The sequence below is a fragment of the Pseudomonas sp. FP2335 genome (genome assembly GCF_030687535.1).
Classification (GTDB): domain Bacteria; phylum Pseudomonadota; class Gammaproteobacteria; order Pseudomonadales; family Pseudomonadaceae; genus Aquipseudomonas.
In genome coordinates, this window is the sequence record NZ_CP117437.1 from 3,132,685 (window position 1) to 3,157,216 (window position 24,532).

The 24,532-nt window shown below is 57.2% G+C and carries 37 protein-coding genes; 26 read left to right on the plus strand and 11 right to left on the minus strand.

Annotation, left to right across the window (positions count from 1 at the left end):
* Positions 1-29 precede the first annotated feature (29 nt).
* The 9 genes from PSH81_RS13940 to PSH81_RS13980 all read right to left on the minus strand — a co-directional run bounded on the left by PSH81_RS13940 (position 30) and on the right by PSH81_RS13980 (position 5,631).
* Complete coding sequence (locus PSH81_RS13940; protein WP_305390815.1) at positions 30-701, minus strand: hypothetical protein; 672 nt, start codon at positions 699-701, stop codon at positions 30-32.
* Positions 698-1,300 carry a recombination protein NinG gene (locus PSH81_RS13945; protein ID WP_305390817.1) on the minus strand — a complete coding sequence of 201 codons (603 nt, stop codon included), beginning with the start codon at positions 1,298-1,300 and terminating at the stop codon, positions 698-700. The genes PSH81_RS13940 and PSH81_RS13945 overlap by 4 nt, the downstream gene beginning before the upstream one ends.
* The gene (locus PSH81_RS13950) at positions 1,297-1,599 is read right to left on the minus strand and encodes a hypothetical protein (RefSeq protein ID WP_305390818.1); all 303 of its coding nucleotides are present in this window, start codon (positions 1,597-1,599) and stop codon (positions 1,297-1,299) included. Before PSH81_RS13950 ends, PSH81_RS13945 begins: the two co-directional genes overlap by 4 nt.
* Positions 1,596-2,111, minus strand: coding sequence for a hypothetical protein (locus tag PSH81_RS13955; protein WP_305390819.1), 516 nt, complete (start codon positions 2,109-2,111; stop codon positions 1,596-1,598). Before PSH81_RS13955 ends, PSH81_RS13950 begins: the two co-directional genes overlap by 4 nt.
* The gene (locus PSH81_RS13960) at positions 2,108-2,905 is read right to left on the minus strand and encodes a hypothetical protein (protein ID WP_305390820.1); all 798 of its coding nucleotides are present in this window, start codon (positions 2,903-2,905) and stop codon (positions 2,108-2,110) included. The genes PSH81_RS13955 and PSH81_RS13960 overlap by 4 nt, the downstream gene beginning before the upstream one ends.
* Complete coding sequence (locus tag PSH81_RS13965; RefSeq protein WP_305390821.1) at positions 2,892-3,869, minus strand: phage replication protein; 978 nt, start codon at positions 3,867-3,869, stop codon at positions 2,892-2,894. The genes PSH81_RS13960 and PSH81_RS13965 overlap by 14 nt, the downstream gene beginning before the upstream one ends.
* A 1-nt stretch (position 3,870) precedes the next feature.
* Positions 3,871-4,593, minus strand: coding sequence for a Rha family transcriptional regulator (locus tag PSH81_RS13970; RefSeq protein ID WP_370694916.1), 723 nt, complete (start codon positions 4,591-4,593; stop codon positions 3,871-3,873).
* 150 nt (positions 4,594-4,743) lie between these two features.
* Positions 4,744-5,361 carry a hypothetical protein gene (locus PSH81_RS13975; RefSeq protein ID WP_305390824.1) on the minus strand — a complete coding sequence of 206 codons (618 nt, stop codon included), beginning with the start codon at positions 5,359-5,361 and terminating at the stop codon, positions 4,744-4,746.
* 54 nt (positions 5,362-5,415) lie between these two features.
* Complete coding sequence (locus PSH81_RS13980) at positions 5,416-5,631, minus strand: YdaS family helix-turn-helix protein (RefSeq protein WP_305390825.1); 216 nt, start codon at positions 5,629-5,631, stop codon at positions 5,416-5,418.
* A gap of 87 nt (positions 5,632-5,718) precedes the next feature.
* Between PSH81_RS13980 and PSH81_RS13985 the strand changes: the two genes are divergently transcribed.
* The 19 genes from PSH81_RS13985 to PSH81_RS14075 all read left to right on the plus strand — a co-directional run bounded on the left by PSH81_RS13985 (position 5,719) and on the right by PSH81_RS14075 (position 17,503).
* Positions 5,719-6,387, plus strand: coding sequence for a LexA family transcriptional regulator (locus tag PSH81_RS13985; protein ID WP_305390827.1), 669 nt, complete (start codon positions 5,719-5,721; stop codon positions 6,385-6,387).
* Entirely contained in the window at positions 6,387-6,626 is a 240-nt protein-coding gene (locus PSH81_RS13990) for a hypothetical protein (protein WP_305390828.1), read from the plus strand. The genes PSH81_RS13985 and PSH81_RS13990 overlap by 1 nt, the downstream gene beginning before the upstream one ends.
* An 89-nt stretch (positions 6,627-6,715) precedes the next feature.
* Complete coding sequence (locus PSH81_RS13995) at positions 6,716-8,485, plus strand: ATP-binding protein (protein WP_305390829.1); 1,770 nt, start codon at positions 6,716-6,718, stop codon at positions 8,483-8,485.
* A 66-nt stretch (positions 8,486-8,551) separates the two neighbouring features.
* Positions 8,552-9,430 (plus strand): DNA adenine methylase, encoded by an 879-nt coding sequence (locus tag PSH81_RS14000; RefSeq protein ID WP_305390830.1) that lies wholly within the window; start codon positions 8,552-8,554, stop codon positions 9,428-9,430.
* A 94-nt stretch (positions 9,431-9,524) separates the two neighbouring features.
* Positions 9,525-9,851 carry a DUF2388 domain-containing protein gene (locus PSH81_RS14005; RefSeq protein WP_305390831.1) on the plus strand — a complete coding sequence of 109 codons (327 nt, stop codon included), beginning with the start codon at positions 9,525-9,527 and terminating at the stop codon, positions 9,849-9,851.
* Positions 9,852-10,038: 187 nt separating this feature from the next.
* Positions 10,039-10,257 (plus strand): hypothetical protein, encoded by a 219-nt coding sequence (locus PSH81_RS14010; RefSeq protein ID WP_305390832.1) that lies wholly within the window; start codon positions 10,039-10,041, stop codon positions 10,255-10,257.
* A gap of 163 nt (positions 10,258-10,420) precedes the next feature.
* Positions 10,421-10,672: a DUF1654 domain-containing protein gene (locus PSH81_RS14015; protein ID WP_305390834.1), complete on the plus strand. Its 252-nt coding sequence runs from the start codon at positions 10,421-10,423 to the stop codon at positions 10,670-10,672.
* A 412-nt stretch (positions 10,673-11,084) separates the two neighbouring features.
* Positions 11,085-11,285 (plus strand): hypothetical protein, encoded by a 201-nt coding sequence (locus PSH81_RS14020; RefSeq protein ID WP_305390836.1) that lies wholly within the window; start codon positions 11,085-11,087, stop codon positions 11,283-11,285.
* 59 nt (positions 11,286-11,344) lie between these two features.
* The gene (locus PSH81_RS14025) at positions 11,345-12,106 is read left to right on the plus strand and encodes an SAM-dependent methyltransferase (RefSeq protein WP_305390838.1); all 762 of its coding nucleotides are present in this window, start codon (positions 11,345-11,347) and stop codon (positions 12,104-12,106) included.
* Positions 12,107-12,428: 322 nt separating this feature from the next.
* Positions 12,429-12,695, plus strand: a complete 267-nt coding sequence (locus PSH81_RS14030; RefSeq protein WP_305390840.1) for a hypothetical protein — start codon at positions 12,429-12,431, stop codon at positions 12,693-12,695.
* Positions 12,673-12,903, plus strand: coding sequence for a hypothetical protein (locus PSH81_RS14035; RefSeq protein ID WP_305390841.1), 231 nt, complete (start codon positions 12,673-12,675; stop codon positions 12,901-12,903). The genes PSH81_RS14030 and PSH81_RS14035 overlap by 23 nt, the downstream gene beginning before the upstream one ends.
* Positions 12,900-13,127, plus strand: coding sequence for a hypothetical protein (locus PSH81_RS14040; RefSeq protein ID WP_305390843.1), 228 nt, complete (start codon positions 12,900-12,902; stop codon positions 13,125-13,127). The genes PSH81_RS14035 and PSH81_RS14040 overlap by 4 nt, the downstream gene beginning before the upstream one ends.
* A 56-nt stretch (positions 13,128-13,183) precedes the next feature.
* Positions 13,184-14,335 carry a hypothetical protein gene (locus PSH81_RS14045; RefSeq protein ID WP_305390844.1) on the plus strand — a complete coding sequence of 384 codons (1,152 nt, stop codon included), beginning with the start codon at positions 13,184-13,186 and terminating at the stop codon, positions 14,333-14,335.
* Positions 14,336-14,388: 53 nt separating this feature from the next.
* Positions 14,389-15,378, plus strand: a complete 990-nt coding sequence (locus PSH81_RS14050) for a RecT family recombinase (RefSeq protein ID WP_305390846.1) — start codon at positions 14,389-14,391, stop codon at positions 15,376-15,378.
* Complete coding sequence (locus PSH81_RS14055; protein WP_305390847.1) at positions 15,378-16,040, plus strand: lambda exonuclease family protein; 663 nt, start codon at positions 15,378-15,380, stop codon at positions 16,038-16,040. Before PSH81_RS14050 ends, PSH81_RS14055 begins: the two co-directional genes overlap by 1 nt.
* Before the next feature lie 2 nt (positions 16,041-16,042).
* Positions 16,043-16,285 (plus strand): hypothetical protein, encoded by a 243-nt coding sequence (locus tag PSH81_RS14060; RefSeq protein ID WP_305390848.1) that lies wholly within the window; start codon positions 16,043-16,045, stop codon positions 16,283-16,285.
* A complete protein-coding gene (locus PSH81_RS14065; RefSeq protein WP_305390849.1) occupies positions 16,282-16,752 on the plus strand; it encodes a hypothetical protein in 471 nt (156 codons plus the stop codon). The genes PSH81_RS14060 and PSH81_RS14065 overlap by 4 nt, the downstream gene beginning before the upstream one ends.
* Positions 16,753-16,821: 69 nt before the next feature.
* Positions 16,822-17,169 carry a hypothetical protein gene (locus tag PSH81_RS14070; RefSeq protein ID WP_305390851.1) on the plus strand — a complete coding sequence of 116 codons (348 nt, stop codon included), beginning with the start codon at positions 16,822-16,824 and terminating at the stop codon, positions 17,167-17,169.
* A gap of 100 nt (positions 17,170-17,269) precedes the next feature.
* A complete protein-coding gene (locus PSH81_RS14075) occupies positions 17,270-17,503 on the plus strand; it encodes a hypothetical protein (RefSeq protein ID WP_305390852.1) in 234 nt (77 codons plus the stop codon).
* A gap of 158 nt (positions 17,504-17,661) precedes the next feature.
* Here PSH81_RS14075 and PSH81_RS14080 read toward each other — a convergent pair whose 3' ends face one another.
* The gene (locus tag PSH81_RS14080; protein WP_163001868.1) at positions 17,662-18,012 is read right to left on the minus strand and encodes a hypothetical protein; all 351 of its coding nucleotides are present in this window, start codon (positions 18,010-18,012) and stop codon (positions 17,662-17,664) included.
* A gap of 117 nt (positions 18,013-18,129) precedes the next feature.
* On the opposite strand from PSH81_RS14080, the gene yejK reads away from it, so the two are divergent.
* The 4 genes from yejK to PSH81_RS14100 all read left to right on the plus strand — a co-directional run bounded on the left by yejK (position 18,130) and on the right by PSH81_RS14100 (position 21,684).
* On the plus strand, positions 18,130-19,137 hold the full coding sequence (gene yejK / locus PSH81_RS14085; protein ID WP_305390853.1) for a nucleoid-associated protein YejK: 1,008 nt from the start codon (positions 18,130-18,132) through the stop codon (positions 19,135-19,137).
* Positions 19,138-19,192: 55 nt separating this feature from the next.
* Positions 19,193-19,504, plus strand: coding sequence for a hypothetical protein (locus PSH81_RS14090; RefSeq protein WP_305390854.1), 312 nt, complete (start codon positions 19,193-19,195; stop codon positions 19,502-19,504).
* 4 nt (positions 19,505-19,508) lie between these two features.
* Complete coding sequence (locus PSH81_RS14095) at positions 19,509-19,886, plus strand: hypothetical protein (protein WP_305390855.1); 378 nt, start codon at positions 19,509-19,511, stop codon at positions 19,884-19,886.
* Positions 19,887-19,947: 61 nt separating this feature from the next.
* Positions 19,948-21,684, plus strand: coding sequence for a DNA cytosine methyltransferase (locus PSH81_RS14100; RefSeq protein ID WP_305390856.1), 1,737 nt, complete (start codon positions 19,948-19,950; stop codon positions 21,682-21,684).
* Positions 21,685-21,709: 25 nt separating this feature from the next.
* Here the strand turns inward: PSH81_RS14100 and PSH81_RS14105 are convergent, their stop codons facing one another.
* Positions 21,710-22,363 (minus strand): hypothetical protein, encoded by a 654-nt coding sequence (locus PSH81_RS14105; RefSeq protein WP_305390858.1) that lies wholly within the window; start codon positions 22,361-22,363, stop codon positions 21,710-21,712.
* Positions 22,364-22,425: 62 nt separating this feature from the next.
* Here PSH81_RS14105 and PSH81_RS14110 point away from each other — a divergent pair, with 62 nt between their 5' ends.
* From PSH81_RS14110 to PSH81_RS14120, 3 genes are all read left to right on the plus strand, one after another.
* Positions 22,426-22,863: a hypothetical protein gene (locus PSH81_RS14110; RefSeq protein ID WP_305390860.1), complete on the plus strand. Its 438-nt coding sequence runs from the start codon at positions 22,426-22,428 to the stop codon at positions 22,861-22,863.
* Positions 22,864-23,289: 426 nt separating this feature from the next.
* Positions 23,290-23,736 (plus strand): hypothetical protein, encoded by a 447-nt coding sequence (locus PSH81_RS14115; protein WP_305390861.1) that lies wholly within the window; start codon positions 23,290-23,292, stop codon positions 23,734-23,736.
* Positions 23,736-24,410 (plus strand): hypothetical protein, encoded by a 675-nt coding sequence (locus PSH81_RS14120; RefSeq protein WP_305390862.1) that lies wholly within the window; start codon positions 23,736-23,738, stop codon positions 24,408-24,410. The genes PSH81_RS14115 and PSH81_RS14120 overlap by 1 nt, the downstream gene beginning before the upstream one ends.
* Positions 24,411-24,532: the final 122 nt, after the last annotated feature.

Here is a 24,532-nt window from a genome sequence, read left to right on the forward strand (position 1 = left end):
CGGCGAACCGGCAGGCCCTGTCAAGGCCCTCATGCGGCATCCTGGTCATCGAAGAAGACGCCCTCCTTGGTCAGGATCTCGCCAGCTTCGAGAAGTGCCTCATTGACCAGCTTATCCAGTCCCTTGAAGATCTTCCGGCGCCAGTCCCGCCGGGTGCGCTCCGGTGTGCCGTCCATATCCCAGGTGTTCATGTCGTAGTTGTGGGCCGGCAGGATGATCACCCCTTCGCACGGAGCCTCCTGGCGCTGCTTCAGCTTGGCGTTGATGGCCTTCTGAGCCTTCGCCACCGCCGCCTTCCTCCAGGCGGGAGCATCATCATCAATCTCTAGCGACACCTTCCCGGCGGGCGCACGCTCAGCGCCGCCAAGTTGTGGGTAGGCCCAGGCTGTGACTGCCTTGGTCAGAAACAGGCGCGGCGCCGACGAGGACACGTGCGAAACGATCAGCCCAATAGCTCCAACCTTCGAGGCCATGTGCGTCGAGTAGCATGCGTTTAAGGCCATCCAATGTTTCGGCGCAAGGCAAGAGTGAAGCCGACCAAACACCCAGCAATCAGTGAGGAAGGCCGCCTCCTTACCCACGATCTCGCCCTTCAGCTTGTTGGCTTGGACCTTTGGCGTGTAATCGCAACCTCCAGCGCTGTTGATCGTCTCGGACGCCAACGCACGGATCACTGCGGAAATAACGTCTCGATAGATCATGCTGCAGCCCTCTTCAGCTCTCTGGTCATTGCCCGGTATTTGGCCTTGATGGCCTTGATCTCTTCCACGGTGTACTTGCAGGCCGGGTGCAGCCCCTCCAGCCAGGCCACTTTGTCGGCGCCGATGCGCTGGACCAGGCGAATGCGGTACTCCACTGCGTTGCCGGAAAGGTTGCGGTTGCACTTCACACACTGGCGGTGGATGTTCAGCGGCTCGAAGCGCAGTTCCGGGCAGGCGCCGACGGATCGGTAATGCCCAGCATCCCAGCGGCTACCCGTCATCAGGTCGTTGTCGTTCGGCATTGAGTCGCAGCTGATGCACGGCAGGTGCGCGTCACGCAGGCGCACGTACTCGTTCACGGCGGTCTGGGCTTCGCGCAGGTGTTCCGCCCTGCTCTTCAGCTTCTCCCTGCGGACCTTGATCTCGGCTCGCTCGATGTCGGCAAGAGCCTTGCGGGATTTCGGCGCGTGGCGCGGCCCGTCAACGAGGGCGCACGCCGGACTGCACACCGCCTGCCCGATCCGCGCCGGGACGAATGAGGCCCTACAAGTAGCAACGCGGCACTTCTTTGGCTTGGGCTGTTTCCGCTCGATAGTCATACAGCCTCCTTGAATTTCTGCTGCTCTGGGGTGGAGTCGCCGCGAAGAGGCATCAGCTTGTATTCGCAAATTGGCCCGCGCATGACGTGGGCCTTGCGGCGCGCTTCCAGAGGCTCACCTTCCACCTCGATCACCCAAATCTGGCTCCCAGTCGTATTGCGGTACTCAACCCCTTCCCAAAAATACACGGCTGGTGACCCGAGGCATTTGACCAAGGAAACTGTTCTTCCTACGTTCGCTTCTCGTGCGCGACGATCAACGATCAGCGCCAGGTCACCCGGCTTGAAGTTATGGCTCATGCAACCTCCTTAAACGCTTCGAACTCAGCCATCTCGGTCAGCCGCTCTTCGGTAAGGATCGGCCAGTCATGCAGCACCAGGTACGCGCAGCACTGGCGCCAGAAGTCTTGGAATGTCTCCTCTCCCATCGAGTCGTAGGAGAGGCTGCGGGGTGTCTTGCGGGTGAGCTGGCCCAGACCCGGAATGTCGAACAATTCCTGGTCGCAGTACACGCCCGACTCCAGTTGCAGTGCCTTGATTGCGTCATGGGACTGCTTGCCTGAGAACCGATCAATGTTCTGGCTCAGCACGCGGCCCAGGCCGTGGACCAAACCATTGAACCTTGGGTTGCGCGGCTGCTTGAGGTCGGCGCGGATCTTCGCGTTCATCTTGAATTCACGCTCGCGGAGAATCGATCGGTCAGCATCGGAGGACGGCACGAATGCGGCGACCTCCTTGCCGGTGGCTGGATCGACCAGTCGGCGCAGCACCAAGTACACGGGCATTGGGCGGGGTTTTGCTGGCTTTGTCATTTCGCCGCCCTCTTCGCTTCAAGCTCCAGGGCCTGCTGGATCAGCAGCTCCCGGCGATCCGCCAACTCGTTGGCCGCTTCAATTCGTAACTCAGTTTTCCGCTCGGCGCTTGCCTTGCGCATTTCCAGCATGGAGTTCTTCACCAGCTCAAGCTTCTGGCGCAGCGCCGGCTCTGGCCGGGTAACAGCACCAGTGAGCAAACCAGCGATGGCGCGACCGTCTTCGGAAATCGGTTCAACACTCAGGTCAGCCAAGTACTTTTGGCCGTGGTCGCGGGGGATTCGCTTCAGATCCATGGCCTTGGTGACGGCCTGGATACGGCGGCTGGCGTCAAAGCCCACGGAAACATGCCAGTTGACCGGTTTCGCATCTTCGCGGGCCTGGCCCACAAACCGCTGGTAGGCGTCGATGAACGCCATGCGCGCGCCGATTTTGTCGCCAACATCGAGGACAGGTTTCGCGGCGGCCAGGGCTAACTGAATCTCGTCGGTCAGCACCACGGTTTCGAATTCGTCGTTGGTAGTCATGGCGATGGCCCAGGCCTCGTCCTTGCCGGGACGGCCGTCGGAGGACTGGACGCGTTGCAGGATGTCAGCCATTGCCAGCTTGCCCTTCACCTCGAAGCGGCAGGCCTTCAACGCAGCTTTGACGACAGGCACCGGATACGCGCAGAGATCTTCAGCCATCATCGCGGCAGTGCCTGGGTTCATCTCTTGGCCCATGGCCTCGGCCGTCGCGCAGATGGCGGCGGCCAGCCCGGCGACCTGGTGGTCATTCATCTCAGAGGTATTCATTGCGGTCACCTGCTTGGCGTTTGGCCAGAACCATCTGGGCGGCCTGCTCCGCTGCGGAGTGGTTCGCTTCCGTCCGCTCCATCTGGCGGGCGGTCGTGCCGTTGATGCGCTGACCGGTCACCCACTGGGTGTGATAGCTCTCGGCGTTGGCCAGCAGCTCGTTGAGGCTGTGGCACTTGCGCAGCACAGCGGCGTCGCTGGTTTTCAGGAAGTGGGCGGCGACGTGGTGGGCGACATCGGCGCCCAGGCGGTCGACCAGTTGGCCCAGCTGGCCGCCGACCTTGGCGTTCCACACCGGCCAGGCGCTGTAGCGCTTGCGGTAGGCCATGGCGTAGTTCGCCCAGACCTTGAAGGTTTTGCAGGTCTGGTCTTTGGGGCCAGGCATGTCGGCGGGGATCTCAACCCGTGGAGTGTCGGTGCGATCCACCACCAGGGCCAAGGCGCGGGACTGAGCCGGCTTGCCGGTGGCGTCCTGCAAGTCCTGACTGGTGTCCTGATTTGTATCCTGATGATTGGTATCCTGATTTGTCGGAGATTTATCCGACCCTTGCCCGGATTTTTTTCCGATCTTGATCGGAGATTTATCCGAGGTAGATCGGATTTTTTTCCGACCCTTGTTGTTTGGTGGGGTCGGATATTTTTCCGACCCGTCCAACTTCTGGTTCCACTCGACGGCTTTCTCGGTCAGGCGGAAAAGCGTGATGTTCGACGTGCTGGAAAGCTCAATCAAGCCGGCCTCTTCCAGGGCCTTCAACATGCGGTAAGCGGTGTCGGGCTTATCGGTGAGTAGCGGTAGCTCCTCGATGATCTTGGCCTTGCTCAACGCGAAGAAGATCCCGTCATCGGTCTTGATTGGCTTGGTCCAGCTCGGGCAGCCATAGACGAAGGCGAACAGCAGGGCCTGCTGAGAATTCAGCCCCCACTCCAGCGCCTTAACCTGATTAATCGTGACGGTGTATTGCATGTCAGGCCTTCCCGACCTTAGCGGCCAATTCAAGGAAGCGATCCACGTACCAGTGAGGCTGCGTCTCGCGGGGGCATTGAGGGCTGGTGAGGTTCTTGCCGTAGGCCATGCCCTTCTCGGTCACAGACCAGAAGTCGACCATTTCCTGCTTGGAGTTTTTGCGCTGCAGGACCTTGAGGAAGCCGTGGGCTTCAAGTGCAAGATTGAAGGCGCGTGGCGTGCTGGCAATGGAGTGATCTTTGATCAGGGCGGTGATTGCCTTGGTCGGCATCGATGAGCCGCCAGCTGCGTCAGGGGCGGCGTCCACCGCATAGCCTGGGAGGAATTTGGCATCCAAGCCGTTGTTGGTGGCGATCTGGGCGAGCATCATCACTTGGCTGGATGGCGCAGGCTTCAGCAGGCGTGTGAAGCATTCCAGGATTGCGAGCTCGCCGACGACCTTCGTGCCGTTGGCGATCACCGCTTGACGAGCTGCGGCCTGCCCTTCCAGTTCGTGCCAGCGTCGAATGACCTTCATGCGCATCGGAGCGCTGTAGCCTGTCAGTAGGCAGTCGGTATGCTCGCGATCAAGAAGATACTGCACTTGCTCACGATTACGACCGTCTAGGTAGATGTCCTCAAATCTGAGGAGATCGACTTTCAAGTCCTTGAGCATGGCTGCGATGTCACGCAGCACGTTATCGTGTCGCTTGCCGGTTACGCTAGCGATCTCGCGTGACGACATAGTCCGCGCCACGTTTTGAAATTGCGAAAAACGTGGCGCGGAAATGTTGGGGGTATTGATCGATTCGGTGTGTTGGTGCATGATTCGCTCCAGTTGTTTACCGCTGTAGAAAAAGCCGACCTCGTACGTCGGCTTTTTTGTGCCTGGAATTCAGGCGATGGATTTCAAATTCGGCCGGGCGTCCTTCATCAACTGTTCAGCCTTGCGCCCCAACTCCCCCGCCTTTGCTTCAACCTGGCGGCACTGCTTGGCGAAGGCCGGCAAGTGCGGCAGGTCTTGCTCGCACATCACTTGGTCGTCAAACACTTCGCTGCCGGTGTCGATCACGTCGCCGAGGGCGCGGATCAGTGCACCGAAGCTCTTGTTCGCGCATTGATCGCTGGTCATCTGGCGGGCGCCGGTCAGGCCGTGGCGGCTCGCCAGCTCGTTCAGGCAGTGATCTCGGTATTCAGGCTCAAGCGCATTGACCCAAGACTCTTCCAGCCAGGACGGCATTTCCTGATCGCCAGATAGCCAGCGCTGAACACGCTTAAGCCAGCGTCCGGTCGCCTTCACGAACTCACTCACGTCGCCGGTCAGGTCGGGCGAATTGAAATCAGGGACGACCTTCTCCTTGGCGCGATCAGGAATCGACAGGTGCAGTTCGCGGCTCAAAGCCTGAGCGAAGTCGTCCTGGCTCAAGCTGGTGCGCGCGATCTGGTTTTGAGCATGGGCGACCAGCACCTGATCACGGGTTTGTAAGGTGTGTCTGGAACTGGACGTTTGCATGGGGGCTGCTCTCTTCTAATCTGGCTTCAATGGAACGGCGGAAAGGGATGTCGCTTAGGCGGCCATCTCGGCCCATGGAAACGACGGACAAAGGGATTCTTTTTTGAAGGCACCCCCGGTCAACGCCTCCGCTCGCTTGGCAACCACTGGAGACATGCCGTGCTTCTCGCGAACCCAACCGGAAACGGTGCTTTGATCAACCTTGAGCTTTTCAGCCGTGACCTCCTGAGTGCCGAAGAAGGCAACGAGGTCCTTATAAATAGTTTTCATGCTGCCCCTCCATACGGGAATACCCATATAGTAGTTTATGGGAATACCGATTTGCAAGGATATGGGAGCACCCGTAATACTCGCGGAATGGAATTCAAAGATCGTTTAAAGGCAGCGCGCCGGCACGCCAAGCTCAATCAGGGCGAATTGGCCGCGAAAGCTGGTATCACGCAGACGTCAATTTCTGACCTTGAGCGTGGAAAATCGAAAGCCACCGCACACGTCGTGAAGATCGCCGACGCATGTGGGGTGAGCGCCAAATGGCTCTCAGACGAGATTGGGCCAATGTTGGCGCCTGGGTCGACGTCCGGCTCTGGCGAATCGAACGTCTCCCCCGCCGCGCAACCCACCAAATCATTCCGCTACCCGGTAGTGAGCTGGGTTGCCGCCGGTGCCTGGGCAGAAGCCGTAGAGCCCTACCCGGCCGGAATTTCAGACACCTACGAGTTTTCGGAGTACGACTCCAAAGGCCCGGCGTTTTGGCTGACAGTTAAAGGTGATTCGATGACGGCGCCTGCCGGCCAGAGCATTACTGAGGGCACGCTGATCCTGGTAGATACCGAGGCCGAGGTTGCCCCAGGTAAGCTGGTCGTGGCCAAGCTCCCAGACAGCAACGAAGCCACTTTTAAGAAGCTGGTCAGCGATGGCGGTCGGCTGTTCTTAAAACCGCTGAACCCGAGCTACCCAATTGAGGCGGTGGACGAGAGCTGCCGGATCGTGGGCGTGGTTGTGCAGGCGCTGCAGAAGTTTTACTGATGCCATCCGCACTTGGAAAACCGTCGAGCTCATGGCGAGAGCAGAGCTTCTGGAGCAAGGTGTGGACCTATGCTCTGCTGGCGCTCATGCTGGTTTTCACAACCGAAGCCGGCATTTGGCCGGACGGCAGTTCATCTCATCGCAAGCGAGTCTTCAGCCCTGGCTTCGTTGTGCTCTGCACCATCGTGGCGGTGATTGAGCTGATAGCGCTGAGCCATTACTATGGCTTGAATGGATGAGGTGGGAGAGTCGGTCGTCGCTTGTTCTACGCCTGACCACAGAAATTTATCCAAATATCTAAAACGTACCGAATAATCACGGGATGACTATGACGGATCGTCGCACGAGCAAAAAAAGCTCCGCAGCTGCAGTGGCAAACAACAGCAAACAAAGCTTGTCCCTTCTTAGTCTTAGAATAGAAACGCCAGCCTTTCGCAAGCTAAAAAATATCTCTATAGATTTCGCTGAAAGAATAACCCTAATAGCCGGACACAACGGAATAGGAAAATCAACAATACTTGGGTTAGTTGCAAACGGCTCCGGTATAACGGTAAAAACTGCGAGAACACTAGGCATTGCTCCGACTTATACGGGAAAGCTATTCAACGGCGTACTCAATGAAATAGTACATATTGACTACGAGAGCGAATATCTTGTAAACAAACAGGAAAATAAATTGGCCAGCCCACACCTAGACTATCGTGTGAATGGCGATGAAATATCCATGAGATGCGGCTTCACGCATCGCGAAGTGAAAAATAGTGACAACATCACGAGCCGAATCGAACCACGAGTCGTGGCTAGAATTTCAAAAAAATATATAGACCCAACCGGAAAAGTCTCGATCGGCGTCGCATCAAAGATGCCACTACCTACAATTTATCTAGGTATGACGCGAATGATCCCTATTGGAGAAAGCAATCCAGAATTAGTTGAAAGCACACGCGACAATACTATCACCGAGGATGACGGAAAATTCATTGAGGATTTCATCCAAGACATCATTAATGTTACAGGACGAAAACAAAAAAATAGTGGCGTGATCACAACCCAGTCGATCCGTGGCACTAACAAAATTGCAAAGCATCCCGAATACCCTCACAGCCCGAAAAGTGTTTCGCTGGGCCAAGATAGCTTGAGCGCCATAGCTACCGCCTTGGCGTCCTTCAGACGTTTGGAGAGAGAATGGCCAGATTATCCTGGCGGTTTGTTAGTGATCGATGAGATAGATGCCGGCTTCCATCCTCACGCACAGAAAGCGCTTATAGATGGGCTTAAAAATATTGCAAAGAAACTACGACTGCAAGTAATAGGCACAACTCACTCTTTATGCATGATAGAGGCAATCCATCCAGATACCAACCCAATCCCTGAACGAGGAACGAGAGTTGACTCCGTGGTTTATTTGACCGACTCCATAGCACCTCGCTTTGCACGAGACATGTCTTTCATACAAATAAAAGATGATATGTCGCTAACCCCGCCCAAGCCCCCAGAAAAGGCTGCAAAAATCGACAAAACTCTTAAAGTCTATCTGGAAGATGCAGAAGCAAACTTTATGCTTGGCCTACTTCTTACTCAAAAACTAAAGAGGCAAGTTAATACCGCGACTGGAAGAACGCTCAAGGCAATACCGATAAGTGTTGGCTGTAACAACCTGCAAGGCCTCCAGAACTTCGACAAATATTTTAAAACCGTGCTAATAGTTGTTGACGCAGACTCAGCAGTAAACGCAAGCTTAAAGAATGTGGTAAAGCTTCCAGGGGGCTCAGATAAGGCAGGAAATGGCTTTTCTCCGGAAAGGACCATTTATGAGTTTTTACAAGAGCTAATGGAGGACAACGAAAAATACCCTACTGCTCGATCAGCGCTGGAAAAAATGAATATCAGTCGCGATCAAATTGGCACTCACCTTCTTAAAGGCGATGTAAACATTACAAATCGGATTTCGTCAAAAAGCTGGATGAAAGCCAAGTTACAAAAAATCAAGGACTGGAAAATAGTTGAGCTTTGGTTTGTGGAGCATCCTGATCTGGTCAAAAAATTCGAAACCGACCTGATTTTAGCCGCTACCAGGACCGCAATGCTGACGAAATAGAGGCTGGCCAAGTATACTGCGCGCCGTTAAACTGAGGCTCAGACGCCTCAAAGGATGAGATAGAAAATGTACTCCAACAAGCTATACAGCCCCTTACGCTACCCCGGAGGGAAGGCTCGCTTTGCGCCTTTCATTGCTGAGGTAATGCGGGCTAACGGCCTGGCGGACGGACACTATCTCGAACCGTTTGCCGGCGGAGCCGGTGTTGCCCTTGAGTTGCTTTTCGACGGGCATGCAACTCATATCCATATCAATGATCTCGATCCGGCTGTATTCGCCTTTTGGTCAGCCGCCACTACCGATCCGGACGGGATCCTAAAACTGCTCAGAGACACTCCAATCACTATGGAGCAATGGCATCACTGGCGTTGCGTGATGCTTGGTCAAGACCCTGACCTATCCCTTGCGGAAAGGGGTTTTGCAACGCTTTTTGTTAACCGCACCAACCGCTCAGGCATCCTCAAGGGCGGAGTCATCGGAGGGAAGGCTCAGACTGGCGCCTACAAACTCGATGCTCGATTCAGCAAAGAGATGATTGCTGCCAGACTTGAACGAATCGCGCTGAATGCAGATCGGATTTCGGTATATTGCGAGGACGCCTTTCTTTTGCTGAGCCGCGCAGCAGAATTTCTGCCAGAACAATCGCTGATCTACCTTGACCCGCCGTACTACGTTAAAGGGCGCGGCCTATACCGAAACTTCTACAAGCACGAAGATCACCTTCAAATTGCTAAATTGCTGCAGTCGCCTGACTTTGAGAGGCCGTGGGTAGTCTCCTACGATAACGCGCCAGAAATCTGCGAGATGTATAGCCAGAACGAGGCGCTGACGTATGGACTGCACTACACCGCTCAAGCGCGATATGTAGGCGACGAGGTCATGTTCTTCAAAGAAGGTATCTCCGTACCTGATGCGAAGATCCCTAGAGCCACTGTGGCGGCATGAATCCAAGTCCGGCCCAGCGCCGGGCTTCTTATTTCTGGCAAGCGCCCTGCTCTGCTATGGTGGCGCCCTCTGATCGCAATGGAAGCATCGAAGAATGGACTCATGGAAGACCCTGGCGATCGCCGTCATGGTGATGAGCAGTGCTGACGCTATAGCGTTTGAAGTCGAGAATCCCGTCGAAAGAACACTGACCGTCACCACCATGGTCCCAACGATGATCCTCGGCGGAACAACGGCATTCACAGTCTACGGCCCCTCAATGATGATAAAGGCGAAAGACGATGCCCTCGCATTCATTGGCTCAGAGGGCGAGATTCGTGGCGCAGAGTTTGAGCAGGCATCCAGATACTACCATTCGACCGATCCTTCTCCGCTCATGTCAGACATGCAGTTGGCCCAGTCGATAGCTACATCATTCTGAAAGCGGCCTTCAAGCAGGCCGCGATGCGAGACCTTTCGTTTCGGCGACATCCTTTTCACCTGGCATTTACAGGACGGAGTGCAAAGTCGCCCTACTCCTTTGAAGAATTCCCTTTAGGCCCGCACATAAGCGGGCCATTTTTTTGCCCGCGGCTATGCTTTCCATGCCATCTACTGGAGACCAAGCGATGCCTTCGCCCGAATACTCCCTTACAGACACCTTGGAACGCATGTATGAGAACCAGCTCGCCCTAGAAGCTGCGCTGATGGAGTTGACGCTGCTCGTCGAAAGCCAAGGCCATGCCAATATCGGCGAGAATGTGCGCGGCGCCCTAGAGGCGATCGGAGAGAACGCCGGGCATATCAAGCAGGGCCTGGCCAGGTTGAAGGCCCGGGAGCCGGATTGACGAATTGAGTTTGCGAGCCCGCCGCTAAGCGGGCTTTTTTGTGACCGTAGGAAAAAACCCTCAGCCAATATATGCACTTATGCATAAATTTACCGCTGGGCTATTGTCAATGTACGCCAACGCAAATACTGTACTTACACACAGTAATCGCAAGGAGCGAAGCATGAACCAGACACCCTACTCCGCATCAAAACCAAGAAATTCCTACGAGCTTGTTGGCCGACGCCTGCAAGGCTTGATCGCTTCCCCTCGGGTCCAGAGGATTCAGTTGGTGGAGGTATCAAGGCGCGACGACGAAAGCCCTGAAGCCTGGCACCAGGTCATCCAAGACATCGGCGACACCGCCGGCATAAGGATCGAGCATTTGGATGATGGCGCCGTAAGGATCGGCTGGCGCGAGTACTGCGATTACTAAATGAGCCCGCCAGTGAGCGGGCTTTTTATCGCCACCCATAAAATATATGGGAATACCCATTGACGATAAATATGGGAATGCCTATATTTGTATTCATCGAGACGCCAAAGCGAATCGCCAGAGCCGAGGGCTCGAAGTTCTTTAGCGACCCCCCTTGCCGGATCACCACCGGCCCAGATTCAAAGGCAGCGATGAACCGGCCTAAACGGTTCAGAGGGTTGGCAACTGACCCGGGCGTGCAGCGTAAAGCGCCAAGAACAGTTATCCAGCGGGAGAACAAGCCGAAAGGCCCGCGGCTGGAAGAACATTTGATTCAAGCCGGTGACCGACGCCAGTAGCGGGTCACGGCGGAAAGCATCACTGAGCAGCCTTCTCGCGAGGGCTGCTTGGGATGACAACCGGAGGTACGGAAATGCCAACGAAGCGCGGCAGTGAAATTGAAATAGGCGACGTGATCTACCTCGGCCTTGGCGATCGCACAGGTCGAGTCACTGACTTCAAGGCTCACCCGACGCTTGCAGAGCTGCATCCCGGCTTGACGGCCAGGGTCGCGATAACTGATCGGGGCTCAATCACGATCATCGACCAGCAGCCGATCAGGGTGCCGGAGTGAAGCTTTCACTGGCAGGCCTTCGCAAGAGGGCCTGACGGGAAATCAAACGGGAGTCACACATGAAGGTCGATAACGAAGTGATGGCGCTACTCAGCACCTCGCGCACTGAAGACAACAAACTGTTCATCACCGGCGGCCAACTCGACAAAAGCCTGTACCAGCGTCTCGACAAAACGCTGAAGGCTGCCGGTGGAAAGTGGAACACCAAGGCAAAGGCGCACCTGTTTGCCGGTGACGCGGCCGACGCAATCGAAAACATCCTGATGACCGGTGAGGTTACCGTTCCGCAGGACTTTGGCTTCTTCCCTACTCCGCCGCACGTTGCGAAACAGGCTGCGGATCTCGCCATGATCGGTGACGGGATGATGGTGCTGGAGCCAAGCGCGGGCCGTGGCGCTCTTGCTGTGGCCGCCAACTCCGCAGCAGTAGGCGTCATGGTCGACATGCACGAACTACTGCCGGACAACCACAAAGCGCTGATCGAACTGAAGTTGCCACTATCGGGAGTTTCCGAACCCTGCGACTTCCTGCAGGTCGAGCCGAAGCCCATCTATGACCGCGTGCTGATGAACCCGCCTTTCGACAAGAAGCGCAGCGACATTCACCACGTCGTTCACGCCCTGAAGTTCCTCAAACCCGGCGGCCGACTGGTGGCGATCATGCCTTCCGGTGTGACCTTTCGCGATGACGCTCTGACCCGGGACTTTCGCGGGATCGTAGAGCAGCGCGGCGGCAGTATCGAAACCCTGCCAGAAGCCTCATTCAAGCAGGCCGGAACGATGGTCAACACCGCATTGGTGGTGATCCCGGCCGCAGCCTGACAACCAGCGCCAACGACAGCCTGTCGTTAACTGCCCGAGGCCCTGGTACTCCCCAGCACCAGGCTGCATCGGAGTGTGATTTGTGGATCGGTTCGACGGTATGAAGGCCGGTATCGCCACAGATATGCAGCGCAAGGCGACGGGCGCCCGGTAGCCGAACGCGTAAGTCTTCCAGGTTCGATTCCTGGGCAGATCACACCCCGATGCAGAAAACACCCTTCCCCGCCTCTACCCGTCAGCACTCACCCCGCGCCCATCGGCAACAAGCGGGAGGAATGAGTGTTGACGAATACAGGTGAACAGCACGCCCCTGGAGGCGAACATGATCCAAAGTCAGCACGCTTACTGCGATGTAGCGCTCGCAATGAACCAGCGCCGCAACATGGCTCTAGCCCTTTGCCTTGGGCTGGTCGGCTCCAGCGCTCCAAAAACCTCACCGCTCTATCGGGTCATCCCGGCAGGGAATGAGTTCTTCCACGTCGTCGACTCCAACACCGGCAAGGTGAAAGGGTTTCGCCGCAACCACAACGAAGCCTGCGCCCTCGCCCGGCGCCTAGAGTCCCGCCATGTCCAGCATTTACGCGGATAGCGCTCAGGCCAGGGAATCCGAAAGGCGCTTTGACTTGCCGAACTTCGGAAGGAAACAGCACGCCGATCTGTTCCACGAGTACACGGCAGTCGATTTGACAGAGCGCGAAGCGCGACGCATCAAAGAGCGCTCCAACCTCAAGGTGCGGATTGGCCTAGCCATGACACAGATGGAAGTCATCTGCCCGCCTACTGGAGCTGTTGGATGAACATCTCACAACGAGACCACCAAAACGCCGTCAGCTGGATCGAGGGCGAGATCGAAAACATGATCCGCGACCTCGGAAAACCAAACGCCAGTTCGGCGGCAACATCGTGCGTCACCCTGGCCTTCATGCTTCGCGTGATCGATGACAACGAGCATCGGTACTTCCGGGCGCGCATCGACAAGATTTACGACGACTACAACGCATCACTCATTTCCGCCGCCTGACGGCAGCACTCAACCCCACTACTTCAATGCTGCGCCTGGCGCAGCGAGGGATCGTCATGTCCAAAAACACCAAACAAGCAGTTGCACAAGAACCGCTCGAAACGAGCAGAACCGAAGATTCCAACAATTCCGTTGTCCCTGCTGTTGCCGTCACCGACATCGCCGAATATCAGCCGCACGAAGAACAGATCGTTCGCCTGGAGACCACCTACGCAAAGCTGGTCGTTGATTGCTCGACCAGCGAAGGCTTGGCAAACGCCAAAGAGGTTCGCGTCGATATCCGCGACGTCCGCTACGCCCTTGCGAATACAACCAAGACAGCGCTCGTCCCGTATCAACAAAAAGTCAAAGACGCCCAGGCGCGTGTCAACCAGGTGAAAGAGTTCGGCGAGGCGCTGAAGGCACGCGTTCTGGTACTTGAAGAACCAATCGACGAAGCCATCAAAGCCGAAGAAAAGCGCGTTGCCGATGCCAAAGCCGAAAGGGAGCGGCTGGAGCAAGAACGCATCGAAGCCATCCGGGCGAAAATCAACCGGTTCAGCTCTGTCGCTGCCGCCTATGCAAGCCGCAGCGCCGCCGATGTCGCAAGCGTTCTGCAGAGCGTCAAAGAGTCGGTGATCCTGCCCGAGGAATATGGCGAATTTGAAGCCGAAGGCACCATCGCTCGCGATAACGCCATTGAGCAATTGGAAGCGCTGCACAAGGCTGCTGTTGACCGGGAAGAAGCTGCTGCCAAGCTGCTGGAACAGCAGAAAGAACTGGACGAACTGCGCGAAAAGCAGCGTAAGGCCGACGTCGAGGCCGAAGAGCTGCGCAATCAGCGCGCAGAAGAAGACCGTAAACGCTTGAAGCAGCAGCAGGACGAATTGGACCAGCAACGCCGCGATATGGAAGCGCAGCAACGCCAGCAGCGTGAGCAGTTGGAAGAGCAAAGAGCCCAGCAGCGTGAACGCGACGCACAATACCAACGCGACCAGGAGGAGCTGGCCCGCCTGCGCGCTCAAGCTGCAGTCCCTGCGCCAGCCGCAGGCACTGTGAACGAAGAGAAAGCGGAAGTCGCACCTGCTGTCGTACATACCCCCGTGATTGAAGCCATCAATGCGGACCCGGCCACACCGCAGGCTGACGACATCATCGAAGTTGTCGCCCTGGGCTTCGACGTGGACCTCGATACCGCTCGCGCCTGGCTTCGCGCCATCAACTTCTAACCACCCTTTCCATCTGACGGCCAGCATACCCCATGCTGGCTACGGAGAGCGTTATGACCGATACACCCCCCCAAGCACAAACCGGCCTCGCGACCTACCACGATCCATCGCACAACGCGGCCGCGCTAATCCTCGACCCAGGCACCATGCGGTCGATGAGCGACCTCGCACTGATGATGTCGCAGGGAGTGACCACCGTCCCGAAGCATCTCAAAGGCAACCAAGCCGATTGCATGGCGGTGGTGCTTCAAGCAATGCAGTGGCAAATGAACCCCTTTGCCGTGGCGCAGAAGACGTTCATCGTCAACGGCGGCGCATTGAGCTATGAGGCGCAGCTCGTCAACGCGGTGATCACCGCCAAGGCACCAGTCAAGGGTCGCTTGAACTTCGAGTGGTTTGGAGCCTGGGAAAACGTCATCGGGAAGATGCGTGAGGTCACCAGCAAATCCAAGAAGGACGAGGACACTGGCGAGTTCAAAAAGTACCGCGTTCCGGCCTGGAGCTTTGACGATGAAAAAGGACTCGGCATCAAGGTTTGGGCAACCTTCCGGGGCGAAGACGAGCCGCGCACCCTGGAACTTCTGCTGACCCAGGTCCGCACCCGCAACTCTACGCTCTGGGCGGAAGACCCCAAGCAGCAGATCGCGTACCTGGTTACCAAAAAATGGGCCCGCCTCTTCTGCCCCGACGTGATTCTTGGCGTGTACACCCCCGACGAATTCGAAGAATCGTACGGTGGCGAGATCGACATCACCCCCGCCAAACAGGCCGCGAACACCGCCGCAACTGCTGGCGTGTCATTCGGCCCGAAATCCCCCTCGCCTGAAATCGACGGAGTATTCGCGGATCTGCTGGCCGTTGCGAAGCGCCAGGACATCGAAGCCTACGCGGCAGCCTGGGCAGGCCTCAAGCCGAAGCAGCGTGCAGCGATCGGCCTGGCGTGCCACGAAGCACTCAAGAGCATGGCTGCAACCGTCGATGCTGATTTCACCGACATGACCGGTTCCAACAGCGACCAGCCCCGCACAGAGGAGGCCGCGTAGTGAGAAATGAGCTTCAGGGCACAGAGAAGTGGCATGCGGATCGATCTGGCCGCGTGACAGCCAGCCGCTTCAAGGATGTGATGGCCTGGGGGAAGCCGGACAAAAACGGTAAACGGGTTCCGCAAGGCGCCCGCACCACCTATATGCATGAGCTGTGTTTTGAGCGCTTGGCAAAGCGCGCCAAGCACAGCGTCAGCAGCAAGTCGCTTGCGTGGGGGCATGAGCAGGAAAAGCCATCCCACGACGCGTACGAGATGCTGACCGGCAATGTGGTGACCAAGTCAGGTTTCATCGTTCACCCAAAGTACGACTGGCTTGGGTGCTCCCCTGACGGACTGATAGACATTGATGGCGGAATCGAATCGAAGAACCCCTTCAGCGAGGCGATTCACGTCAGGACCTGGCTTGAAGGCATGCCCGAGGAACACATGCCGCAAGTCCAGGGCTGCATGTTCGTGACGGGCCGTAAGTGGTGGGACTTCCTGTCCTTCGATTCTCGCCAGGATGAAGAGTGCCAGCTCTACATCGAGACGATTTACCGCAACGAAGACTACATCGCCAACCTTCACAAAGAGCTGGTCCAGTTCAACTTGGAGCTGAATCGCATGGTTGACGAGGTGGCAGACAAAGCTCGGGCGCAAGCCCATCGTTTAGGAGCCTGATCATGATCAGCAACCATCTCAACCTGGTCGAGCAGCAGCGCCGACACGCCGATTCAATATCGGAACGTACGGCGCTATTCCTGGCCGCTGGCGGAACGATCTACCAAGGCGAAAGCCCAGCGATCAACCCGCCACCGCCGAAGCGCTCGACCAAGATCGATCCCGAAACAATCCTCAAGCGTCGCAAGCCAATTCTGACAAGGGCTGAGCGTAACGCGCAGCGCAAACTCGCGGAGGCACTATGAGCAAGCGCAAACCTCACAACCTCAAAGCCCGCATTGACCGGTCCTGCCGGTCGCTACTGGCCTCCAATCACGTCGCTGTGGTGAACATCGACCCCAGCGGCCGCCAGGGCATGATCAATTACAAGTCGATGAAGAACATCGCACCGGGGAAGATTGGTCAGGCTGTCTGCAGCATCCCTCACCGATGGACGATCTACCTCAGCGCCCTTTGCATCGACGCCCGAGGCGACCGCTATAGCAAATCCGTGGAGGTTGCGCCCGATGGCGTCTACCTCTCCGACCACCTCGAAGACGTGATCGAGCATTGCTACAAGAAGCTGCGTGACGAGGCGAATCAAAGCCAGATGGTGGCTTCAGGCTGGATCGCCATTCCCGAAGTGATGTCGCTGGACGAGGAACACGCCGCGCGGATCTTTGAGGCTGTCGGCGCCTGGCGCCAGGTGAAGACCGATTCATGCGCCGCATAGCCCGCATTCAGCAACGCAAACGTCAAACCTGGCTCGCACTGCCGGCCAGCGGAATAGAAGAGGTAGGCCATGGCCAAATCAGTACAGGAGCGTTCGGCCAAGGCTGCGCAGAAGCGCTTGGCAGTCGCCGAGAAGGAATTGCGGCACAAGGTCAGGCCGGGCATCGAGCAAGCCATGGAACGGATCTGCGCCAGAGGCAAGACGCCGATCATTAGCGAGGTCCTGCAGATCGCCATCATGAAGATGGACTTGATGGTCGACGAAGAGCTTGCGGACTTCTTGAGCTATCCGCGCCACGAAATCATGATTAGCGAAAACGTGGCGCGAGCTTTTCATAGCGAAAGTCTGCGAGAATTACGCAACGACCCTGGCGACGAATATTTTTCGCCAGCCGGAACTCATAAGCGGATCATTTAGTTATTTTGAACCCCGCTTTACTGCAGCAGTCGTGATTTATAGAGGGCAAAAAGCCCCGTGAGGCCCAGAGCCTGAGAAGTTCGCGTGTGTGGAGTAGAAGATGACCAGTGAATGTTTCGACTTGCCAGTCGCAGCACGGCGCCCTGCAGAAAAAATTCTCAGAGATATAGAAACTGCTGGATCAATGATACTGGCGGTGAAATACGGCGCGAAAGCTCATGGCTTTGTAATCGGCCTGACTTGCGCTGGCGTCATCAATGAGGAGCAATCTGAAGCACTTCTCCTCCAGTTTGATCATGCAGCGGAAAGAAAGCTGAGAGAACTGTCGATGTAACTCGCGAATAGGACCTTGAGGCTCAACGCCGCCAGGCAGGCACTTGAGTTAGGACCCCTTTAGTGGTTACCGAAAAGGTGTCGCAGATCATTCGGGCGGCGGGGCTGAAGGCGCTCGCAGACGACCCGCCAGAGCCTGACGACGAAATCTTGCAGGGCTCATAGCCCCGTGGTCTTTCTCTTGTGATCTACATCTTTAATGATCCCTCCCAGGATGGTGTTAGAACGATATAGATCTGTCATGGTTTTCTCGGTTAGGTCTCCACTCTCAATCAGTCGAAAAAGCTCGGCATGATAGTGAGCAAAAAGCGCAAGCGGTGCGATGGCGCCCTGGGCTTGGCCCAGTTCTTTTGCCAAACGAATTGTATCGTTACGGTCCTGTACGGCGATGTCCATGACAAGCTTCAGGCGTTCGCGCCGAGTTTGAAAGTAACTCTGAATCCAGACGCCCGCCACGGATCCCGTTGCGCCAACAAGCGTACCAATCAATCCTGCTATCCATGCTTCCAAGCGTCACCTCAAAAAGTCTTCGACCTTCCGGCCCATGCCGGTCACCCGTAATACCCCAACCCAAACCAAATTGCCACCACCGGATACGGAGGGCGGCGCTTACCTGAGGTAAACGAAATGCCTGTACGCCATAGCGTCATCCACAAGATCGACAAGAAGCCCGACGGCAGCCCGGCTGTTCTGTTCCTTGGCGCATCCGAGCAAGTCGACAGTCCGGCCCGCGACGACCTGATGAGCCAGCTGAACGAAAGCTACAACGCCACCGCCGGCAAGGGCTGGGGGTTCTTTCATAGCGAGTCAGGCGCCCATCCATTCAGTGGCTGGCTCGGCAAATACCTGGCTGGCGTCACCGACTTCCTGGCGTTCAGCACCATCGCCGTCGAACACCTGACCAAGCTGATGGAAGAATCGAACCTCACCACCGGTGGGCACGCCCTCTTCTGCCACTACCAGCAAGGCCTGACCGATTATCTGGTGATCGCGTTGGTGCAGGAAACCGAAGCGGTGACCATGACCGAAGAACTGGCCCTGCTGACGGTGAAACGCCTGGACCTGGACCATGTCCGCCTGGCCGCGCGCATCAACATCAGCGAATGGCAGACCGACCGCCAGTCGAAACAGTACATCTCGTACCTGAAGGGCAAGCAGGGCCGGAAGCTCAACGACTACTTCCGCGACTTCATCGGCTGCCAGGAAGGGATCGACGCGCCGAGCGAAACGCGCTCGCTGCTGAAGGCGTTCAGCGACTTCGTTGAAAGCGAGGACATGGTCGAAGATGCCGCCCGCGAAAAGACTCACACGCTGGTCAGCTACTCCATGGCACAGGCAAAGCTGGGCGAGCCGATCACCCTCAACGAACTGTCGAGCCTGATCGATGAAGACCGGCCGACGAGCTTCTACGACTTCATCAAGGCGAAGGACTACGGGATTTCCGAAAGCCTGCCGCCGGACAAAAAGACCCTCAACAAATTCCGACGCTTCACCGGGCGAGCCGAAGGGATGTCGATCAGCTTCGAGGCTCACCTGCTGGGCGACAAGATCAAGTTTGACGAGGGGGACGGCACTCTGACGCTTCGCGGCCTGCCCACGCAACTGACCGAACAGCTCAAGCGCGCTACCGCCTGAAGCCCACCACTGCGCCGCGCTCCCGATGGTGGCGGCGCCTTACTGGAGATAATCCATGAGCATCCCTGCAAGTGCTTTGAGCGACGAAGAGTGCCTGCACTATGCAGCGCTTGAGCCAGCCGCAGCGGCTGAACTTACCAGGCGCCTAACCGAGCAATGCATTGACCCTGGCGCCGAGACCGAGAGCCTTCGCGAAGATATCCGCCTGCTTGAAAGCCAGGCAGATGACAACGATGAAGAGCTGGATCGGCTGCGCGACAACGCTGAAGAGGCATGCGCCTACATCAAGCGCGCAATGAATCACGACGAGGACGAAGAGCTGCCGGTGAGCAAGTTGCTTCAGAAAGCCCTCGACAGCCTGGAGTAAGGCCATGACAACTTTTGCAGTGTTTGGCATGAGTGAAAACTGGGCTCGCGAAGATGCTCGCGAGACCACCGGGACAATCAAGGTTGTCGACGGCAAGCGCTTCGAGCTGACGATCCCTGAATGGGAGGCAGCGGTGGAGGCTCAGGTGGCAAAGATCATGGCGGGCAAAAAGTGCGTGCGCCTGTCGCCGTTCTTCGATGCCCCCCAGTACGCCCAGCAATTCATTGATATGGCACGCCGCAGCATCACCTGTCGCGACATGAAGATCAGGACCAAGGCTGTGCTGGTCAACGCCAAGGGCGAGCCGATCATCAACCCCAAAACCGGCGTAGAAAAGGTCGGATTTGCCGACTGGATTCCCGAGGCGAATTACGCAGCCTAATCCAGCGTAGCCGCGCCCCGCCCGCTCATCTTTAAATCAAGCCGACCAGCAAGGACTACTCATGCCCTCAAAACATAGCGCCACTCAATTCATCCACGGCCAGGCAAGCATGGGTCTGCCGTTTCAGAAAGAGCTGGTGGTGGACCTGTTCGCCGGCGGCGGTGGTGCAAGCACTGGCATTGCCCGCGCGTATCGAGAGCCTGATGTGGCGGTGAACCACAACCCCATCGCCCTGGCCGTACATCGCGCCAATCACCCCAAGACCGCGCACTATGTCGCGGACGTGTTCGAGGTCGACCCGGTGCTGGCCACTGGCGGGCAGCCCGTTGGCATCCTCTGGGCATCGCCCGACTGCCGCCATCACAGCAAGGCCAAGGGAGGCGCACCGCGTGACCGTGGCGTACGCGGCCTGGCGTGGGTTGTCGTTCGCTGGGCACACGCCACACGCCCCCGCCTGATGTTCCTGGAGAACGTTGAAGAGTTCTGCGACTGGGGGCCAATCGACGAGGATGGCCAGCCAATCAAGGCGGAGCGCGGGCGCACCTTCAAGTCGTTCATCGCGGCGCTCAGTACCGGCCTACCGGCGGATCACCCGGACATGCCGGAGGTTCTGGAATCCATCGGTGAGTTCGTGCCGCTGGAAGCGCTGGTGCGCGGCCTGGGCTACAACGTCGAGTGGCGGGAGCGAATCGCGGCGAACGCCGGCGCGCCGACCATCCGCAAGCGCCTGTACCTGGCGGCTCGCAGCGATGGCCTTCCGATTGTTTGGCCGGAGCCAACCCACCGCAAAAAGCCGTCGGCAAAACAGAAGCCTTGGCGCACCGCCGCCGAGTGCATCGACTGGAGCAACTTGGGCAAAACCATCTTTCGCGCAAAGGACATGGCACTGAACACCCGCCGCCGGGTGGCCAAGGGCATGTGGCGGCACGTCATCACCAACGACAAGCCTTTCATTGTTCCAATGCGGGGCACCTCCTCAGCCCACACCAGCACCCACAGCGTCGATGAGGCGGTATCGACCATCAGCTCCGGCGGCACCCACCACGCGCTGGTGCAGCCTGTAGCGGCACCATTCCTCACCGAGTGCGCCAATGGATCGTCACAGCGCAACTTCGATGCACAGGAGCCGCTGCGCACCCAGGTCGCCCAGGTCAAGGGCGGGCACTTCGCGATGGCGGCCTGCCACCTGACCCACCCCGGAGTAGTCGCGGCGTTCTTCGAGCAAGCCAACGGCGGATTCTACAAGGGTGATGGGCGCCCGGCTGACTCACCGATTTCCACCATCTGCCAGTCCGGCTCTAACCAGCGGCTGGTGAACGCTTACCTGGTGAAGTACTACGGGTGCGACAAGGGTGGCGTTTCGCTCACCGAGCCAATGCACACCCTGCCGACAAAAGACCGCGTAGCTCTGGTGGAAGTGGTCCAGGTGCCGGACACGCTCACCCCCGAACAAATGGAAGGCGCCCGGCGCTGCGCTGCGTTCATGCACGAGCATTTGCCTGAGCACTTCAAAGACCCTGCCGACATGGTAATGATCAATGGCTACGTGCTGGTGGATATCACTTTGCGCATGCTGCAACCCCCGGAGCTGAAGGCCGCTCAGGGCTTCGATAAGGGCTACATCATTGACCGTGGGCTGTTTGTTGACCCAGTAACCGGTGCCGAGCAGTGGCTACCGATCAACAAGACGAATCAGGTCAGGCTCATCGGCAACAGCGTCTGTCCCGACGAAGCAGAGGCGTTGGTACGAGCCAACGCCGCCGACATCATTAAGCTTTACCAGCGGCTAGCAGCTTGAGAAATAGGCATGTTCGGCAGGGATCTCAAGTTGGAAGAGATTGCTTCCGTACAATGTAACTGTCACCCTTCTGATCCTGATAATGCTGAGCTGTAAAAGTCTGGAAATTAGCTCTACCACTTCTTGTTTTGTATTTAACAACCACCTCAAACCCCTCCCACTCATGGAGCTCTCCAAAGCGGGCAATACAAGAGCCCATGCTAAATAAAGGGTCAATATCACGGACTCTCTTGTCACCGTTAGAAGCGGTCAGCTGTATTTCAACACAATCACAGTAGTCACCAGTATTACCAATATTCAGACTGACATAGAACCCACCGTCGTCCATACCTGCATCTACAACATTCATTTGTAGCAAAGGCTCTAGTGAACGCTCGTAGTTAGCCAAGCTAGCCTTCTGCGTTGCTACAAGCTCAGTCTGCTGCTCGACAGAGTTACTAAGCTCTTTGGCTTGAAGCCTAAGCGCATCGGTGCCTTGTCGAAGCTCTATACCCTGCTGAAAGAAACCCAAGACTAGCCAGAGAATGGCTACGGGTCCAAAGGCCCCGGCGAGAAAGTCCCCGACCTCGTTTAAATCCATGCATCGAAGCGTCTGGATTCTATCCCCGACCAACCACCAAGCGAAAAGCGCGTAACCCAACGTTAGAACAATCCCGATTGCTGCCAGCACCCGCCCCATAACCACCCCTTTCCGATCAAATAACGTCTGAGCTTACAACGAACAGGCTTCGAGGACTCCCCATGCCTACAGAAAACAAAACCATCGGCCAGCAGCGCCTGGACCGGATCATCGCTGCGAACGAATTCCTCAGGGTGATCGCTAACTGCGGCCGGTGCTTCTTTCGTAACAAGGGGGCCCGGCACGATGCATACCTCGCTCTCAACGGACGGCGCAATATCGTCTGGCTGTTCGATGACTACACAGGGGCGCGCATCAACGTTATGCGGGAAGGTCCGTGGGAGGGCTTCTCGCACGGCGGCACGCTGAAGAGCCTGGTCGGATCTATCGGTTCGTTCGTACTCAACGGGAAGATGATGCGCTACGGGTATTTCCAACCGCTGATGGATAACGGCTTCGAGAATCCATGGGGCTATGGCGACGACATCTTGATCGTCCGCGATGAAGGCGTGCGCCTGGGCTTGATCCGCAAGCCGGATGAGCAAAAGGAGGCAGCATGAAGCGCATATACCTCAGTGACCCCATGACCGGCCTGCCCGGCCTAAACTTTTCCGCCTTACACGCAATGAACATCTGCATGCACGCGGGCAGCCCTTAGTCCGAACTGATCTCAATATCTTCTGGAAAGATAAGCTTTACATACCAGCCGTGCCCGGCCGTAAGAGCAGATATTGGAGCAAGTAAAAGTGCTGCCAGTAACATGGCTCTCTTCAACCCGCCGATGCTGCTGACCATCACCCAGCAGATAAGCCATAGATGAAGAAGACTCGCACCACACGCAAGAAAGATAAACCCGAAGGCCTGAAACGAGCTAGACATCCGTGTTCCTCGCTTCGTTAAAAACCGAATCATAGCGCGTCCGAAGCGCTACCTGACAGTAACCCTCCCCCTTCAAAGCCAGCCGCTATAGCGGCAAGGACGAAGTCATGCCTGAAGAAACTCAAAAAGCCGGGCCGGATCACTTCCGCTACATCGACACCATCGGCCCGGATGGTCTTGAGGTTCACTGCATCACCTACCACGTGATCGGCGAAACCGCGCAGTGCTACTACATCGGCGACACCTACACCTGCGACCTGATCAAGGGCCCGCAATACAGCTGGACCGTTGATGCAGTGAAAAAGCGCCGCAAGCGCGTACTGAAAGACGGCGGCAGCTGGGGTAAGCGCTTCGCCTATACCGACAAGGCGCTGGCACTTCGCTCCTACAAGGCCCGCAAGTCCTGGCAGTTGCGACACGCCCAGCTGTCGATGGAGCGCGCTCAGGCAGCTATCGGATATTTCGGTGACACCCAAGTCGAAAGCGCAATACCCGACGCAGCCGTGACCATCCCGAACGAATACATCCAGAGCATGAACTGGGAGGGCTATTGATGACCATCTCACCGCAACCGAAAGAACGTCCCATCCTGTTCTCGGCGCCGATGGTGCGCGCCATCCTGGAAGGCCGGAAGACGGTCACGCGGCGCGCAGTGAAAGGCTTCCAAATCCCAACCGAGGACACCGCCATTCCGGTTGGCGATCGTCAGCGCTGGAGCGCAATTGGCCAGCGAGACCCGCGCTATGGCTTCTGCGTATTTGGATCGACCGAAGCTGAGTGCGCCAAGGAGCTTGAAGAATACGCACCTTGTCCGTATGGCAAGCCCGGCGACCGGCTGTGGGTGCGCGAAGCCTGGGCGGAGATCAGCGTGGCCCAGGCTCCTGGCGAAAGCTGGGTTGTCTACCGCGAGTGCGACAACCGCACCGACTACGGCGGCCCATGGAAGCCCAGCATCCACATGCGCCGCCGTGACAGCCGCATCCTGCTGGAGATCACCGACGTGCGCGTCGAGCGGTTGCAGGACATCAGCGAAGAGCAAGCCAAGGCCGAGGGCGTAAGGCTCTACACCGATCACGCGGAACTGGGTGATTGGTGGCACGTCGAGGGGATCGAGACATACAGCGCTGATCCGCGCAAATCGTTCGAACTGCTCTGGTCATCCGTCGGCGGCGACTGGCAAGCCAACCCGTGGGTATGGGTGGTCGAGTTCAAGCGGGTGACGCCATGATCGCCACCCTCTGGTTCGCCTACGTGTTCATCTACAAGGGGCCAAGGCCATGATCCCGCGAGACGGATTCATTCGGCGAAAATTCGAGGCAGCCATGATCCGACTGGCTATCGCAATCCTCA